Source organism: Acetivibrio cellulolyticus CD2, assembly GCF_000179595.2.
Classification (GTDB): Bacteria; Bacillota; Clostridia; order Acetivibrionales; family Acetivibrionaceae; genus Acetivibrio; species Acetivibrio cellulolyticus.
On sequence record NZ_JH556653.1, the window covers coordinates 2,013,410 to 2,031,027 of the forward strand.

The window sequence follows — 17,618 nt, forward strand, 5'->3', positions numbered from 1 at the left end:
ATTTTATTATTACATTAATGTAATGTCAAGGAATTTATACTATTATTTTTATAAGCCCACGCTTTTTATCGTTCCTTTGTACAGGTTCATTTCCAACAGGGCTATTATGCAGAATATCCAACTTAATAGGTTCAGCCATAGGCCTTTCGTCCAATTCCAGCTCCTCATCTTTAAATGTTACTTTATATTCTGCATTTTCAAACGGATATGTCGGCAGCGGAATTCTTCTCTGCGTTCCATTGTAAAGCTTTGCAGGATTAAAGTCCACACCTGAAACGTATAGCTTTGCCAATGCTCCAATAATTGATTCTTCGGAAAATTTCAGTTCAATTATTTGTTTCCCATACCCTAAAGCACTAATAATGCTTATTAAAGTTGATGAACAGCCACAGCATATTAGGGCATCATTATTATTCACCCCTTCAAACCCAGCCGTGAATGTCGAATTATTATTTATACTTGCCTCAGCATAAGAAATTGAATCTTCTATTCTACTTATTGTGCCTAAAGGAGTAATAACCTGACACTTCCAGCATATTTCAGCCTTATCCTCAGAATTATTTATTTGAATTCCTTTACCTAAAAGAAATTCAGCAATATTTTTGAATGTTGCAAGTCCAGTAAGCATTATCCCAGCAAGAATGCCCATCCCCTGACCTATGATGCACTTAGGAGTTACACCTAAATGTTCCAGCAACATACCTACAGCATATTGGACTGCTATACTTTCAACTTTTTCCTTAATACCACTGCCCGAATTGCTTCCAATGCCTTCTAAAATCTTGTTCTTACAATCTCTATAAGCTGACTTGAAAACAGCAAACCTGGTTGATAAAAGCTCAATTTCTTCATTGCAAAGCATCAAGCCTCCATCCATAATTACATGAGCCAATGTTTGTCGGTTGGGGTTTGATCGGCCTTTTATAATATCACCTTGTTCACTGCCATTTTCGATTGCTGATAGAACACTTAGCAAATTCCCCCTGGATTTTATTACTGCGGCAGTCTTTAAGGACTGTTCTTTTTGTGAAATATTATTTGTATAGCATATCGACCCAATATTTGAATCAGGATTTTGCTCAATATACCTTTTCAAATTACCTGCAACAGTTTTGATTACTTTTTCAGTCCTCCCGGTGAGCAACATCATATGCACCATATCTTCATTCACTGAATCACAGTCACTCTCATTGTATTGCGGAGCTTCTTCAAGAATTACATGTGCATTTGTTCCCCCAAATCCAAAGGCATTCACACCTGCCCTTAAAGGTGTATCACCAGCAGCCTTCCATTCTCTCGGGTGCTTGTCCACTACATAGAATGGCGAATTTTTAAAATCTATATTTGGATTAGGCTGATCATAATTTATAGTATGAGGAATAGTCTTATTCTTTAATGAAAGCGCAACTTTAATCAGGCTTGTAATTCCAGCTGCCGAAAGCATATGCCCAATAGAGGATTTAACCGAACCAATACCACAGAAGTTATTTTTTGAAGTAAATGAGCGGAAGGCCTTTGTCATACCTTCTACTTCAATAGGGTCACCCAATGGTGTGGCAGTACCATGAGTTTCAATATATGATACCGTTTCAGGGTCTATGCCTGCTTGCAGATAAGCATTTCTAATAGCCTCTGCCTGTCCCTGCGGTTTTGGTGCTGTTATGCCCTGTGAGCGGCCATCATTGTTAATTGCAGAACCTTTTATAACAGCATATATATGATCACCATCTCTCAACGCATGCTTAAGAGGCTTTAAGAGCACAACACTTGTACCTTCGGCAAGCACCATTCCATTGGCATTCTTATCAAATGGACTGCAGACTCCTGTTGGCGATAGTGCTGTCACCTTGCTAAGGCCAACAAAGGGTGAGGGACTTAAATTGAGGCTAACTCCTCCTGCAATGGCCATTTCTGATGCTCCTGATCGTATACTCTCACATGCCATATGCAGAGAAACCAAAGAAGAAGAACATGCGGAATTTACAACCAAACTTGGTCCGGTAAGATTTAAGCAATGGCTGACTCTTGCAGCTATCTCATTCAAGCTATTACCCGCCACTGAGTCGGATACCATATTTGCAGGCTTTAAAACATTTATAATATTAGATAAAATTTCCTTACGTCCCTTTTCGTCAATATTATTGAATATCTCACTATTCTTTAATTTGTCCTTTATAACCATATAGGAACAATATCCTGCAAAGTGTTCCATATATGTATTCTGTTCACACCCAACAAATATTCCTATTTTACTGGTTCTGTGTTTTCCCCCGTAACCTGCCTGCTGAAGTGCCTCCCATGCTATCTGTAAAAATAGTCTTTGTTGAGGGTCTGTAACTTCAGCCTCATTTGGAGACATACCAAAGAACATCGGATCAAAATCGTATGGTTTGTCAATAAATCCGCCCTTATTGCAGTATGTAGTATGCTGTGACTTAACATCAGGATTGAAGTGGTCTGCACATGACCATCTCTCTTCTGGGACCTCCCTGATTGTACATTTGCCATTTTTAAGCAAATCCCAGTACTCATCCAGATTACTTGCACCTGGAATTCTAAGACTCATTCCAATGATTGCAATATCCTGTAATTCATCTTTGCTAACCGCGGAATTTATGTTTTTTGCTTCATCGTCAAACTCATTAGTCACATCTGAAGCATAGGTCTTTTCAATATACTCTGAAAGCTCTTGTGGCGTCTGATATTCGAATATAAGTGTAGGATATAATTCCACATTTATCATTTTACCTATTTCGCTGGTAATCTTCACTGCTCCTACTGAATCTATACCTATCTCTGTAAAGTTAGCGCCTATTTCCAGTTCATCGGTTGAAATATTTAACTGATCTGCAATAACCTTAAACACAATACTTCTTATTTCTTGTGCTGATTTACATATAACCTTTCTGGTGCCAGTTGCCTCAGCATTACCTGAACTTAACTCAACAGCTTTTTCTGCTTTCTTTTCTTCCTTTTTGTCAAAAATATGCAATGCATTCTTTCCACCACAGCTCATAGCTTTCATAAATGCTTTTACTGCTCCGTCGGAAGGAAGCGGCTCCAACCCTTGACTCTTAATTGCGAGAACAGACAATTCACCAAAAGCCTTGACCATACCATCATTTGCCCATAAAGAATAATTTATTGACAGCGAACGTCCTGGAGCACCTTCACGTTCCCTAAAATAACTGTAGCCGTCAAGATATGCATTTGCCGCAGCATATTCCCCAAGCCCTGCTGACCATACTTTCTTTGAAGCAGAAATCGAAGAAAGTGTAACAAAGAACTTGAGAGGTTCTTTTCTTGTTACAAGATCTGTTATGACCGTTCCCTGTACTTTAGGAGCCAGCACTCTCTTAATAACATCAATATCTTTTTTCAAAAGTTTATCCGAGGAGTTGTCCAGTGTGCCAGCAGCATGAACTACACCATGAATTGCTCCAAACTTAGCATTTATTGATCTGACTAATTCCTCCATTTGATCTTTATCTGCAACATCCACTGCAGAATACATAACGTTAGCCCCAAGTTGTTCCAAACTCTGGATTAACTCTATTCTTTCATCCTTTTCTTTCTCTTCACCTTCCTGAAGCTTCCGCCTACCAGTCAATACAACATTAACTTTAGCCTGCTTTGCAAAAGCTTTTGCTATCTCTCCTCCAATATGTCCGGCTCCTCCGGTTATGATATAGGTTTCCCCGTCTTCTAAAACAAAATCACTAGTGTTTTTGTTTATAGTAGCTTTTTCAAGGACACGTACAAAACGCTGTTTATTCCTAATTGCAACAATAGATTCTGAATTTATTTTGCTGTTCAACTCATTAATCAATGTCTCTGCCAATTCTACGTCCGATTCGTACTCACTTCTATTTACGTCAATAATATAAGCATCAATCTCCCTGTTTTCAATGTCTATCGCCTGCGCCAGAGATGCAGCAATATACTGATGAGGATTTTCCACACAAGATTGATTGGTCAAACAGAAAGCATTATTTGTCACTGACATAAATCTAAAACGATCTGCCTTATGCTGTATTAGAGCCTTACACATAAATAATATGCTGTACGAACCTTCATACAGTGCACTGCTTTCTGAAAGAAAAGTTTCAGCGGCCATGCTTCCTTTAGAACAGTTCCATAAGTGTATAACAGAAGAAATTTCTCCATTTATCTTTTCCAGTAAAATTGAATAGTCACCCTCACTCTCAGGGTTGATAGTGAAGTTTCTAACTCCATCATAGTTAAACTCCTTACCGGGATTAACAAAATAAACCGGCCTATTTTCTGTACGGAGCTTGTTCCCAAGTTCATTTCCAATACCCTTCGTATCATTAAACACAATAACTGCTCCATTGCCTAAAGCAGATGAAACTGCTTCAGGCTCTGACTTCCAGTCCCATTCATAGAACCAGTTATCCAAATTGCCCGAATATGTTGAACGGTATGTGGAATCTCCAAAGTCAGGCTTAAAAGTTCTATTTTCAAAAGGATAAGAAGGCAGCGGAACCTTTTCATAGGAATTATCTTTTTCAAGCTCATCCCACTGTACTTTGACACCATTTGAGTACAATTTGCCAAGGGTATCCAGTAATGATGCCCAATTATCATTTTTCCTGTCCATAGACGGTAAAACAAGCTTTTTATCCGCTGAAGCAAATGCGTTAGCCATACCTGTAAGAACTTTATCAGGTCCGCACTCCACTAAGGTATTTACTCCCTTTCCAACTACATATTTTATACTTTGTTCAAATCTAACTGCACCAAGAATATGGTTCAGCCAATACTCTGCATCAAATGTCCTCTCCATAACTTCTGCTGTAATATTTGAAACTACAGGAATACTTGGAGCATTAAAGGTTGTAACTTCCAATTCTTTTCTAAACTCCTCCAGCATAGAACTCATAAGCGGTGTATGGAATGCCTGAGAAACATTCAGCCTCTTGGCAACTATTCCTTTGGTCTGTAAATCAGCCAAAAATCTATCCATTGCCTCAGCTTGTCCTGATACAACCTGGTGAGTTATATTATATGATGCTACCCACAGAGTCCCTTCGTATGCTTCTAACAGAGGCTCAAGGCTAGATTCCTTAGTGAAAACAGCAGCCATAGCTCCGGAAGACTTTATTTCACTCATTAATTTTCCCCTTAAGGATACAATTCTGGCAGCGTCCTTAAGACTAACCGCACCGGAAATACAAGCGGCAACCCACTCTCCAAGGCTGTGTCCCAAGACATATTTGGGTTCTACGCCCAACTCCAATATTAACCTTCCGAGTGAATAGTCCATTGTAAATACAATTGGCTGTGTAATATTTGTCTGTGACAAATACTTTTCGTTTGCATTTTCGCCATAGATAAGGTCTGTAATCTTCTCATTAATATGTGGGTAAAATGCCTCTGAGCACTCATCAACATATTTTCTGAAAGCAGGTAAATTATTATAAAGTTCTCTTCCCATTCCAACATACTGTGAACCTTGTCCTGTAAACATCAAAGCAACTTTTGGTACAAATTTGTCAGCTTTATCACTTACAGATGCTTTTTTAAGTTTGCCTATAAGGTCATCAACAGAACTTGCAACAACACTAAGGCGATTTTTATATTGAGTACGTAAAACGTTTTCAGTGTAGCATATATCTCCTAAATCATAATGCTTATTCTTCTCAAGGAATTCTATAATATTTTGTATCTTCTGCCCTAGTGCAGTTTCACTATTTGCAGATAAACACATTACATGATTAGATCTCACTGTTCTGATTTCACTTACTGTTTGAGCCTCCAAAGGAGCTTCTTCTACAATCATGTGAGAATTTGTTCCCCCGAATCCAAACGAATTAATAGCCGCACGTCTTGGCAATCCTTCCGCTATATTCCAATCCGCAGTATCTTTTAACAGGTAGAATGGCGTCTTATCAAACTTGATCATAGGATTTGGTTCTGACAAGTTTACATTTGGCGGCATCTTTTTATTTTTAAGTGCCAATACAATCTTCATAAAACTCGCAATTCCTGCTGCACTCAAAAGGTGTCCTATGTTTGCCTTCACAGAACCTATAGCTATGGATTGCTTCTTTAAATCCCATCCGCTGTATGCATTGTCAAGTGCTCTTACTTCACTTGGATCACCAATTTTTGTACCTGTACCGTGTGCTTCTACATACTGAACGCTCTCAGGGCTAATTCCACTGCGGACATATAATGATTCTATTACTGCTTTCTGACCGTCAGGGTTTGGTGACATAACTCCAATTGAATGCCCATCATTATTTACCTCACTGCCTTTAATAACTGCAAGAATTTGGTTTTTATCCGCTATAGCTTTTTCCAAAGGCTTGAGCATAATCAAACCAGCACCTTCACCCGGTATAAACCCATCTGCATCAGCATCAAAAACCCTTGATGATCCTTTGGCAGATAATGCCCCTGCATTGCTGAAATATATGTACGGTGTGGGCGTAAGCAAAAGGTTTACACCTCCAGCTATAGCCATTTCACATTCACCTTTTTTAATTGCCTCACAAGCTAAATGTATTGCTACCAGAGATGAAGAACATGCGGAATCTACTACGAGGCTGGGACCCTTAAAGTTGAACTCTTGAGATGCACGTGCAGCTATCATGTTCAATATGTTATCAACCAAAATATTGGTATGCTCATCCGTCACACCAAGTTTGCTTTTCCATTCCTGCATTATCATATCCTGCTGCTCTTTAGTGAGAGAGGAAAAGCTGTCAAACCTTTGCAGATTCAACCTGTTCAACGTATTCAAATGGAACTCGTAATAAGAATTTGTACTCGCTCCTACAAACAACCCGATGTTTTTTCCACTCACCTTTTTCCTCGAATACCCTGCATCCTCTATCAGTTCCAAAACCAGTTCAAGTATTAGTCTTTGCTGAGGATCCATTATAACTGCTTCTTTTTCAGATATATTAAACAAATCTGCATCAAATCTATATGGATTTTCAATAAATGCACCTTTATCACAGTATGTTTTTCCGAATCCACCTTCCGCACTATAATAGTCATTAATATTCCAACGATCACCAGGGATATCATTTATGCTGCATTTACCTTCCATTATGTTATTCCAAAATTCCTCCGGACTAGATGCTTCCGGGAAACGGCATGACATAGATATGACAGCTATATCTCCATTTTCGAGTCCCTTATTTGTTACCTCAGCTAAAACAGGCCTGCTGCTTCCAGGCAATAACTTATTGCCGGAAACCAAATCCTGAATATATTCTTTCATTTCATTAACTGTTCTGCAATTTAACAAAATATCATGGGTTAGACTAAGTTTGAACTCATCTTCGAGAAGACCTAGCACCTGTATAGCCTTTATAGATGTTCCGCCTAACGACATAAAAGGTTGATCATGCGGTATGTTTTCTAAAGGCCTTTCTAAAACTTTTGCCCATATTGCGCGAACTTTTTCTGTATATTCATCAGCATCAATAGCTTTAATTTCTTTTCTGACACTTATTGTGGGTTCTGGTATAACTTCCAGCATCAAATCAGAGGCCTTGAAAGTTTTGCTTTCATACTTACCGTTTATAAAATCCTCGATAAGTTTAAAGCGCTGCACCTTGCCACTGGTGGTCTTGGGAATAGTCTTCACAGAAACAATATAATCTACTGAAATTCCCATAGTTTCATTTATGTGACGCACTATTTTTGTATATAATTCTTTTTCCTTACTTGTTCGAGTTACTGAGAAAATAGCAGTCTTTTCTATACCTTCTGCTTCGCCATGCCATCCGCAGGCAACAACCTTTCCAGGCTCAACTCCGTCAATTTCCTCTATTCTTGCCTCAATATCATGAGCAAAGAAGTTTTGTCCATTTATAAATATAATATCTTTAAGACGTCCAACTACTGACAAACGTCCATTTAACATAAATCCCATATCCCCGGTTTTTAGCCAGTTGTCCTGAAATGATTCGGCAGTCGCCTTCGGGTTATTTATATAACCTGAAGTAACATTGTTTCCACTAATCTGAATTTCACCTACAATTCCTTCCTGGACTACCTCACCATTTTCATTTGTAATTCTCACATTAATACCATTTACAGGGTATCCTTCATCTATAATTAAAAGAGAGTTTTTATTGGTTTTGGATACTTCTTCAACTTTAGACGCTGCAACAAGCTTATGTCTGTCAATAGAATGAACCTCAGGATTACTTCCAACAGGCGGGAAACAAACTGCCAGGCATGCTTCCGCCATTCCATAAACCGGAAACATTGAGGTGCTTTTAAGACCGCAAACCGCCAACGTCTCCATAAACTCCTGCATCAAAGGAACAGAAATAGGCTCCGCTCCATTATAAATAAATTCCAGTGAACGTAAATCCCATGTTTTTAATTGCTCTTCCTTTACTCTGTTTAACAAAAGCCTGTACCCGAAATTTGGAGAACCTGTAATGTTAATTTTATGCTTCGACACAAGGTCAAGCCAAAGAGTAGGTTTCTTAACAAATTTAAAGGGAGTAATATTATACTGTTCCATTCCTGCAGCGATTATTGTCAGATGAAATCCTATCAAGCCCATATCATGGTGAAACGGCATCCATGAAAGTGATATTTTTTCACTGTTGAGTTTACCTGAAACTATAATTGCCTCTACATTTGTCAATAGATTATGATGAGTTAGGATTACACCTTTCGGTGTATTTGTACTGCCAGAACTGAACTGGATAAATGCAGGTGTATGTGGTTCTGCCAGTTCTATACTTCCTCTTGTTTCACCTTCATCCAGGCTTTCTGCTTCAATTATTTGCATACCATCAATACATAATGTAGTTTCAATATCTTTTCCATTCTCCACCAGGCTTGAGTCAGATAAAATAACAGGTCTTTTTAGTGTATCCCATACAGCATATAGTTTTTGAAGCGAAGCATTCTTTACATTGGAAGACAAAGGAGGATAGGCCAGTGGTGCAGGTATTATGCCACCGAGTACACATGCCCAAAAAGTTATAACAAAGTCAATACTTTCGTCAATTATAACTATTGCGTATTGGCCCTTTTCAAAACCTGCCCTCTGTAATCCCCCAAGACGTATTAATGCCCTATCATATATCTCCTTATATGTTAGGCGAATTTCAGAATCATCATTTTTTATAAATGTTATACCTTTATCACCATAAACTTCAGCTGTATCTATAAGTATACGTCCAATATTACTTTTATCACAAAACACTCCGGAGATTTCTCCACCGTATGCGATTGATAATTTCTTATCATCTTTTATTTTGCCCATAATTGTCTACTCCTCGTATATAAAATTATAAAGTTCATCTTTTGATACTCAATTTTAGATATTTAAAAAATATAACTTCAGCTATTCCTTGGCTATACAGCTACCGGTTCCTGCTGTGACTGTTTTTTATCAACAAAAACATAAATAATTAACGCTACAAAAAGCACTAAACTAACAGTAAAAATCTGTTTATTACCGAAAGCATTCATCAACACTGACGAAGAAAACGGGCCTGCAGCTGCACCAAAGCTATAGTAGAAAGTAAACAGTGCTGTCCCTGATGGTATTTCTTCTTTACATAGATCTTGAACAGCAAGAGCCATCGAAAGTGGATAAATAGGTCCTATAACAAAACCGGCAATAAATGAGAAAACCATTCTGATTGCAAAGTTATCTGCAAACACTATTCCTATAATGGAAAGTATAGCGATAACAACACATACAGCCATACTTTTTCTCCGTCCAACCTTGTCTGCTATATATGAAAAAGGCATTATCCCTATAATACTTCCAACAACAAATATACTTAAACCGTATCCAATTACAGAAAGCTGGTAATTCTGTCTCAGCAGAAATAAAGGATACATGCAAACAACCGTTGTCTCTGAAACGCCATAAGTAAACGATCCAAGCAAGGCAAGGATAATTTTATTAAATACTGCTCCTTTTGGGCGAAGGGGTATAGTAAGTAAACCCTTGTTAAACATTAAACTAATCATTATAAGTACTGCTATCAGGCATACCGAACCTGCTGCAAAAGCCACCCATTTCACACGCTCATAAATCATTGGACCCGTAAAAGAACTTACAATAAAGCCTGCTGCAAAACATAAGGAATAAAGTCCACTAACTGTTGCCCGATTATTGTCATCCGATAAGTTATGTAATGCTGTTTGAATTCCAACCATAAAAAAACTGATACCCGCACCCATAAAACACATTAACACAAGCCTTATAAGGTTTAATGATACCCAGGGAAAGATTGCAGAGCCAACAGAAGTCATTAATAAACCTATCATTATCACCTTCCGTACATCTTTTCCCCTCATTTTTCTATCAGTAAAGATAGATCCAAAAGCCATTAAAAAGAAATATGCAGATGAAATAATCCCGATCCATATACCTTCCACATTGCTTTCTTCCATATGTGTAGTAGTAAGGGGGTTTATTATTCCCATTGCTATACCTACTAGAAAAGCCATAATGTATATAACCCACTTCTTGTTGCCTAAAACTGGTCGAAGTTTTTCTTTCATTCCTACTATATCCTCCTTACAGATTTTTTTACTAGGGCATTTCAAAAATACTCTTTAATATATGTGCATTACTCTCAACTGGTTCAAATTTTTTAAAATGCCCCTTATTAAATATGAACTACGCTATTTCTTATTGAACTGCTTATAGATTAATATTTGGAATTTGCTGTGAATTAGTTCTAAACGAGCTTTCTTTTGCATATAGCGGAATCACTTCACCAAAAATATGATCAGATTTTGATGAAGCTAAAAACATTGCAGCTTCTGTTATTGTTTCATCGGCTACTGCCATATTTTTTGGTTCATTGGAAAAACTGTCCACCTCCAGTAATGGCATTGGGCAGATCGCATTAACATTAATATTATAAGGTTTTAATTCTTCGGCCAAAGACTTGGTTACATCAATTACACCATGCTTTAAAGCAGCATGTACACCTAACAGATGTTCTGACGTAGTTGATAAGTTTGGAACCAGGTTTACAATTCTGCCCTTGTTTTGCCTGATAAAATGCGCCAGTATTGCATAACAGGAACTATAAATATCAAATGTGTTAGTCTGAATTATTTTCATCCATTCGTCAAAACTAACATCTGAATAATACAAAGTGTTTACAAAACTAAGTTCATTTACAAATATATCTAGTTTGCCAAACTTTTTTATTACCTTTTCTATTTGTTGTTGAAATACCAGTGGACTGCTTAAATCTGATGCAATCAACATCACATTGGGGTTTATCCTGCGTATTTCATTAACCGTTTCTTCGAGCTGCTCCGCATGCTTAGATATAATTGCTATACTGGCGCCTTCCTTTGCCATAGATAAAGCTATAGACTCAATAGAACCATGTGCCTGGCCTACTATCAGAGCAACTTTATCAGATAATACTCCATCAGTCTCATAATATTGGCCCATCATCAATGGCTTTAGAACTTGCGCCATTGGTTTCTTTGGTATGGAATCTATCATGCCTTTAATTGTCTCAACATATTGCTCTCCCAGTTGCTTTATTGTTTTCTCTTTATACAAATTCCTGGAGTATTCAATTTTTAGACTCAATTTATCATCGACTATCATAAAGAAGAATTCCAGTATGGACATCCTCTTTTGGCTGGAAGCTGAATATCTGCGATCCATATCCTTTGAAAATTCAAAAACATCAAACGTTGGGAAATCTCTGTTACCTAAGTAATTAACTCTTATTGAGGTTAGTTTTTCATCCGGATACATATATTCAGGGAGCTCTTCTGCCACAATATCATAGCTTAATCCGTTCATAGGAATATTGTATAGTCCATTCTGAATTTTCTGTACGATATCTACCCACCTGTCACTTTCTTCTATATTAATGCCTAGGGGAGCATGTATCGCAAAATTACCTGCTGTTTTAAAGAAAGTGTTGTTATCTCCTATATCCCTTCCATGTAATCTTTGACTTACAACAATGTGAGATTTATCATATAAAACACTTAACATTTTATATAATGGGGCCAATAGTATAGGATACACGTTACATCCGAAATACTTCTTCGCTTCACCTAATACGATGGATGTAGTCTCCTTACTGAAGTTAAATACCTTAACCATTGCAGATCCCTCATCATTAGCACCTAAAACATAGTCTACAGGAACTTTTAACGAATCTGTTTCAGATGGGAACTGACTTTCCCAATATTGAACGTATTCCTTCAGGTTTTTTCCCTTGAGCTCCTCAATTGTAGTAACATATTCCCTCAAAGATTTTACCTGCCCCAAATTAGCTTCCCTTGCTCCTGAATTGAGTTGATCATATATTTGCCACATATCCTGGAACAATATATGCGTAGATACAACATCGGAAATTATATGATGGCCAATTATTGCCATGTCATACAAGGAATCCGAAATTTTTACAACAATCATCTTCCACAAAGGCCACTTGTCTATGTAGAATCCACCTATTGTCTCTTTTATAAAATTTTCGATTTCCTCATTCCTCTCATTCTCGTCCATCTGACTTCCATCATAAAAATCTATATTTTCAGTCAGGTTATCAGCAGAAAGAACTCGTTGAACCCACTTGGAACCATCCTTGCAAACTATGCACCGTAAAGCATCGTGACGCTCTAGAAGAACACGTACAGATTTTTTTAGCAACTTAAAATCCATTGGCTTCTTATAATAGAACCTTGAATAACCTGTCCACTGATATGGCGCATCAAAATGCTTTAACAACCAAAGCTGCCCGGGTGTTAATGGAAGATTGTCATCATTATTTTTGCTGACTGTTTGACTTGCACCTTGATTCGCTGCCAAACATGTTTCCCTGTTTTCTTCCCCATTGTTTGCAACCAAAGCCTGGAGAGCTTTTCTATCCAGTTTGCCGTTAGGATTTTTGGGTATACTTTGCAGCCATTTAATCCGGTGAGGGATCATATAATGGGGAAGCCTTGTTCCTATAGCATCTTTTATTTGTTTATCATCTACCTGTGTTCCAGACAAAAATGCAACTAAGTGCTTTTCACCCGGAGCAAAGTCAACGGCTATTACAGCTGCTTCTTCTATATATGGTATGCTGCTGAGGACTCCCTCTATTTCTCCCAGTTCTACTCTAAATCCACGGATCTTAACCTGGTTATCTATACGTCCATGATATTCATAGCTTCCATCGGGCCTTTTAGTTGTTAAATCACCTGTTCTGTATAAAAATTCACCTGGTATTTCCGGGAACGGATTTGGCCAGAAAGTTTCTTTTGTCTTTTCAGGATTGTAAAGATAACCCTTTGCAAGCTGTATGCCACCAATCCATAACTCCCCTATCTCTCCTGCTGCAAGTTCTCTCATATCCTTATCAAGATTTTTGATAAACACGTTATCTACCGGCTTTCCAATAGGTATACTGGTCTCACCATCATCCCCCGGCCTTTTCTCAATTATATGATAAGTAACATCTATTGAAGCTTCTGTCGGTCCATATAGATTAGCTAACCCTGTAGCCATCCCATGTTTGTCAATCCATTTCTGAATATAGGACATAGGCAGCGCCTCTCCGCTAAAGATCAACCAGCGCAAATCTCTAAATGAGTAATCATCATCCTCCAGAGCATTTACAAACTCACCAAACAAAGACGGCACAAAGTGCATGATGTTGATTCTGGCATCAATAAACCACTTGGCAAGCTCCCATGGGTTCTTAACAATTTCCTTTCTAATGGGACATACCGTTCCCCCATACATAAGCGGCCAGAATAATTCCCATACTGATATGTCAAAACAGCAGGAAGTCTTTTGAGCTACACGTTCCCCCAGTTTTAAGTCAAACATTTTCTGGTGCCATACCAACCGGTTCATATAACCGCGATGAGCCAGCACAACACCTTTAGGATTGCCGGTTGAACCGGAAGTATAAAGAACAGTCATAATATCATCCGGAGAACTGGAATAATCAGGATCGCTGTTGGAACACAATGACCAGGTATCCCTATCTACCTGATTTGAGGATAAATCATTTTCTGATATATTATCCAAATACACTAGTATATTTTCTCTATTTGCATTGTCAAATAATTCGCTAACTTGTTTTTTTATTACTTTTTCAGTTAATAGTATCTGAATCTTCGCATGGGTTAATATGTACTTTATTCTCTCTGCTGGATATGATGGGTCAACAGGCACGTATGCAGCTCCGGACTTAAGTATTCCTATCATACCTATTAACATAAGCGGACCCGGCAATGTCATTACACCTACTAATGATCCCGCTTTAATTCCCTTCGATTTGAGGAAATTGGCAAGTCTGTTTGTAATATCCTCTAATTGCCTATAAGTAATCCGCTCTTCATTAAACAATATAGCTAAAGCGTCAGGGGTTTGTTTACATTGTTGTACTATTTTCAGATATGGTATCTCTAATTCATTCAAATTTTTTGTTGGAGGCTGGGGAGTTTTCTTTGCAGCAACTACAGTTGCCATTTCTTTTAATGTTCTGCAGCCAAACAATGCCTTCCTGTCGGTACCATCAATACCTATATCTTTACCCAACTTGGAAATTATCCGGATACACTCAAGTGAATCCATTCCAAACTCCTCAGTCAAATCCTTGTACATATCTTCTTTCTGTACAGATCTCTTGCAAACTTCTTCAACTATATTGCAGATTTTGAGCTCAATTTCCTCTGTATTTACTGATATAACCGGCTTAACGTACATGCTTTGCTGCATTTCAACATCAAGTGCAGCAAGCTCTTTAATATTTTCTATAAGTCTGGACATATGTTTATCTATATAAGCTTCATCATGAAAATCTCCATCATAATTTGCTGTTAATAGTATTTTCCCACAGAAAATTTCTACAAGGCAGTCTATAGCTCCAGGAATTGTACATGTGTATGCTTCATAATCAAAAACCTTAAAATCGCCATAGGCTTCTCTCAAGTGAGTATCTCCCACAAATGAAAAATACAAATTTGATTTAAGCGTTGAGCGGATAATCTCCGAGGCCATTTCCGGTATCTTGCCATCTTGAAGTGCCATTTTTTCTTTTGCAAATAATGCAGACTGGTATATCTGAGCCCTGTCAATTCCTGATGACAAACTGCTTTTTATCTCTTCATCCACTTTTGCTATCAAAGATTCCCATCCATTGCTTGTATCTTCGCAGCAAAAACTCAAAGCCATATTCTGCGCAAATGAGCTTAGAATTCCTGTCGCATCTACGTTCGGGTACACTCTTCCTCCCGTTGGTACATTCATTATAACCTTATCTCTTGCTTCTCCTTGCTGCTTAATTGTTCTTATATAAGTGCTTAACAGGAGTACAAACAACGAAACACCCCAAGACTTGGTGCGGGATATCAAAAGATCAGCAACTTGTTTATCAACCCAGTATTTTTTCGTATTTGTATTTACTCCTGTAAATGGTTCTGTCGAAAGTTTTTTACTTGGACCGTAAGGATTAAACATATATTTTTCCTTACCTTGCTTTTTTAAATATCCGTCAAGGAATCTATTCTCCTCCTCGTTATTCCACAAATTCATTTCAGATACCACTCTGTTGTACTCTGAAATGGATGTGGCACACGGCAAACCTGTATACCTGCCTTCTACTTTAGCGCTTAGAATTTCAAGCAATTCTCTTAATAATTGCTGGTTACCCAACCCATCGGAAATAATATGGTTTATAGAAAGAATTATTTCATATTCGTTATCACCTAAACGTACAACCGAGAGATCATGTAGAGGCCACTTAAAAATATCAAGCTTTCTATTTAAATCTGATTCAAATCTATTCTTAATTGTCTGCCTCTGTGCCTTTGAATCCAGATGTCTTAAATCCTGAACAGAAATTTCCGGTACTTTAACATCTTTCAATACCTCTATACTATATTGCTTAAAGCTTGTAGCTTTTTCTTCCACCCTGAAAACAGATCTTAACATGGGATGGAGATAAATAACTTCTTCCCATGCATCCTTGAGGTAATTAATATTCAAGTCGCCCCTTATACAAATTCCCGAACTAATTGTATGGGTAGTTACTGCTAAGTAAGATATAATAAACGTATACTGGGAATTAAGTATATCAAGCTTTCCAGACTCACTTTGCAAATTTCTTTCCGGCAGAGAATTCATACAGATTTCATTAACCTCAGAAGTCTTACCCATTTCCTTATCCCAACTATCAAAAACCTGAATAATATCTCCTATTGTTTGCAAACCCATCAGAGACCCTATAGGATGTTTTGCCTTGAAATCATTAACTTCGTTTTCCGGTACCAGTTTCATTATCTCATTCATTAGAGTAATCATTTTTATAGAGTCCAGTCCAAGATCTCCTTCAAGATACATATCACAATCCAAGTCTTCAGCTTTATGACCAGTAACTTTTGATATAAGGTCAAATATTGAATCTTTCGCGCTGCTATTCTTTAAAACTGCAGCAATTTTTTGGCTGTCCAAATTATCATGTGATGAAATATTATTAATTGTTTCATCTTGTATAGAAGCTTTAGCATCAGGTATGGTATCATAATCAGACTCTTCTTCTATTCCTGATTCCCACACTTTAATAATATCTCCTATCGTTTGCAGGCACATCAGCGATTGAATTGGATGTTCAGCAGTGAACTGATTTATCCTTTCGGGCGGAATCAATTCCATCATTTCATTCAGCAAAGAAATCATCTTAAGCGAATCGAGACCAAGGTCTTCTTCAAGATACATGTCACTGTCTAAATCCTCTATCCTATGTCCAGTTACTTTAGATATGATTGCATAAATTGAGTGTAAAATATTATTTTTGTTTATGTCTTGCGCATTCAACTTTTTATCCCCCTCATTATAGTTATAGTATTAGTTATTTGCGAAATGCTATAACGCTTGAATTTACTGCATTTCAAATTGATATTTTTATTGTTTTCCCCCTCTGCTTCTAGTAAAATATAGGTATCTAATCCAATTTTAAACAAGAGAAGGGGAAAACAAATGGTAAAACTTTATAAACAAATTTCTTTTGCTGACACATTCGAAGAATGTAAAGATGTTTTTCAAAATAATAAGCCAAAATTTCTTAAGCTACTCTCACAACATCTTGATTTATCTTCGCTTATACCACAGGATTTTTATTGGTCTTACCACAAAACTCTAGGGAGAGACCGTAAATATTCACTCTCTTCAATGCTTTCAGCATTAGTTCTGCAGAAAATTCTTGGCATTCCTACAGTTTCGCTACTCATTATTTTTCTTAATTTATGCCATGAAGCCCGTGAATTCTGTGGCCTTCCAGACGTCCCTCATAACTCTCAGTTTACACGGTTCAAACAAGATTTCGTTATTTACCTGGAAAACTTCTTTAACCACCTTGTAGATATTACAGAACCTATTTGCCAGGAAATTAACACTACTCTTGCATCCACTATCGCTTATGATACTTCAGGTATTGAAACCTTTGTAACTGAGAATAACCCAAAGTTCATAAATTCTATCATAAAAAAACTCAAGGCTTTCTACAAGGACAAGCCTGATGTCGATGTATATAAAATGGCTTATAGCCTTATGCCTTCTTCAGCCTCTGCAAACAAAGAAATCAAGCAACTCTACATAAACGGCTACTTCTGCTATG

The 17,618-nt window shown here is 37.5% G+C and carries 4 protein-coding genes; 1 reads left to right on the top strand and 3 read right to left on the bottom strand.

Annotated features, from left to right (window positions below; genetic code table 11):
* Positions 1 to 34 precede the first annotated feature (34 nt).
* The 3 genes from ACECE_RS0210875 to ACECE_RS0210885 form a co-directional block, all read right to left on the bottom strand.
* Positions 35 to 9,268 (bottom strand): type I polyketide synthase, encoded by a 9,234-nt coding sequence (locus ACECE_RS0210875; RefSeq protein ID WP_010681245.1) that lies wholly within the window; start codon positions 9,266 to 9,268, stop codon positions 35 to 37.
* Positions 9,269 to 9,360: 92 nt separating this feature from the next.
* Complete coding sequence (locus ACECE_RS0210880; protein WP_010681246.1) at positions 9,361 to 10,524, bottom strand: MFS transporter; 1,164 nt, start codon at positions 10,522 to 10,524, stop codon at positions 9,361 to 9,363.
* Between the two features lie 142 nt (positions 10,525 to 10,666).
* On the bottom strand, positions 10,667 to 16,819 hold the full coding sequence (locus ACECE_RS0210885) for a non-ribosomal peptide synthetase (RefSeq protein ID WP_010681247.1): 6,153 nt from the start codon (positions 16,817 to 16,819) through the stop codon (positions 10,667 to 10,669).
* 162 nt (positions 16,820 to 16,981) lie between these two features.
* Here ACECE_RS0210885 and ACECE_RS27250 point away from each other — a divergent pair.
* Positions 16,982 to 17,618, top strand: a 637-nt coding sequence (locus tag ACECE_RS27250; RefSeq protein WP_010681248.1) for a transposase, incomplete at its 3' end; no start/stop codon positions are given.

Excerpts from the sequence above, each read along its gene's own strand:
- ACECE_RS0210875 (WP_010681245.1), bottom strand. The coding sequence starts at position 9,268 with ATGGGCAAAATAAAAGATGATAAGAAATTATCAATCGCATACGGTGGA.
- ACECE_RS0210880 (WP_010681246.1), bottom strand. The coding sequence starts at position 10,524 with ATGAAAGAAAAACTTCGACCAGTTTTAGGCAACAAGAAGTGGGTTATA.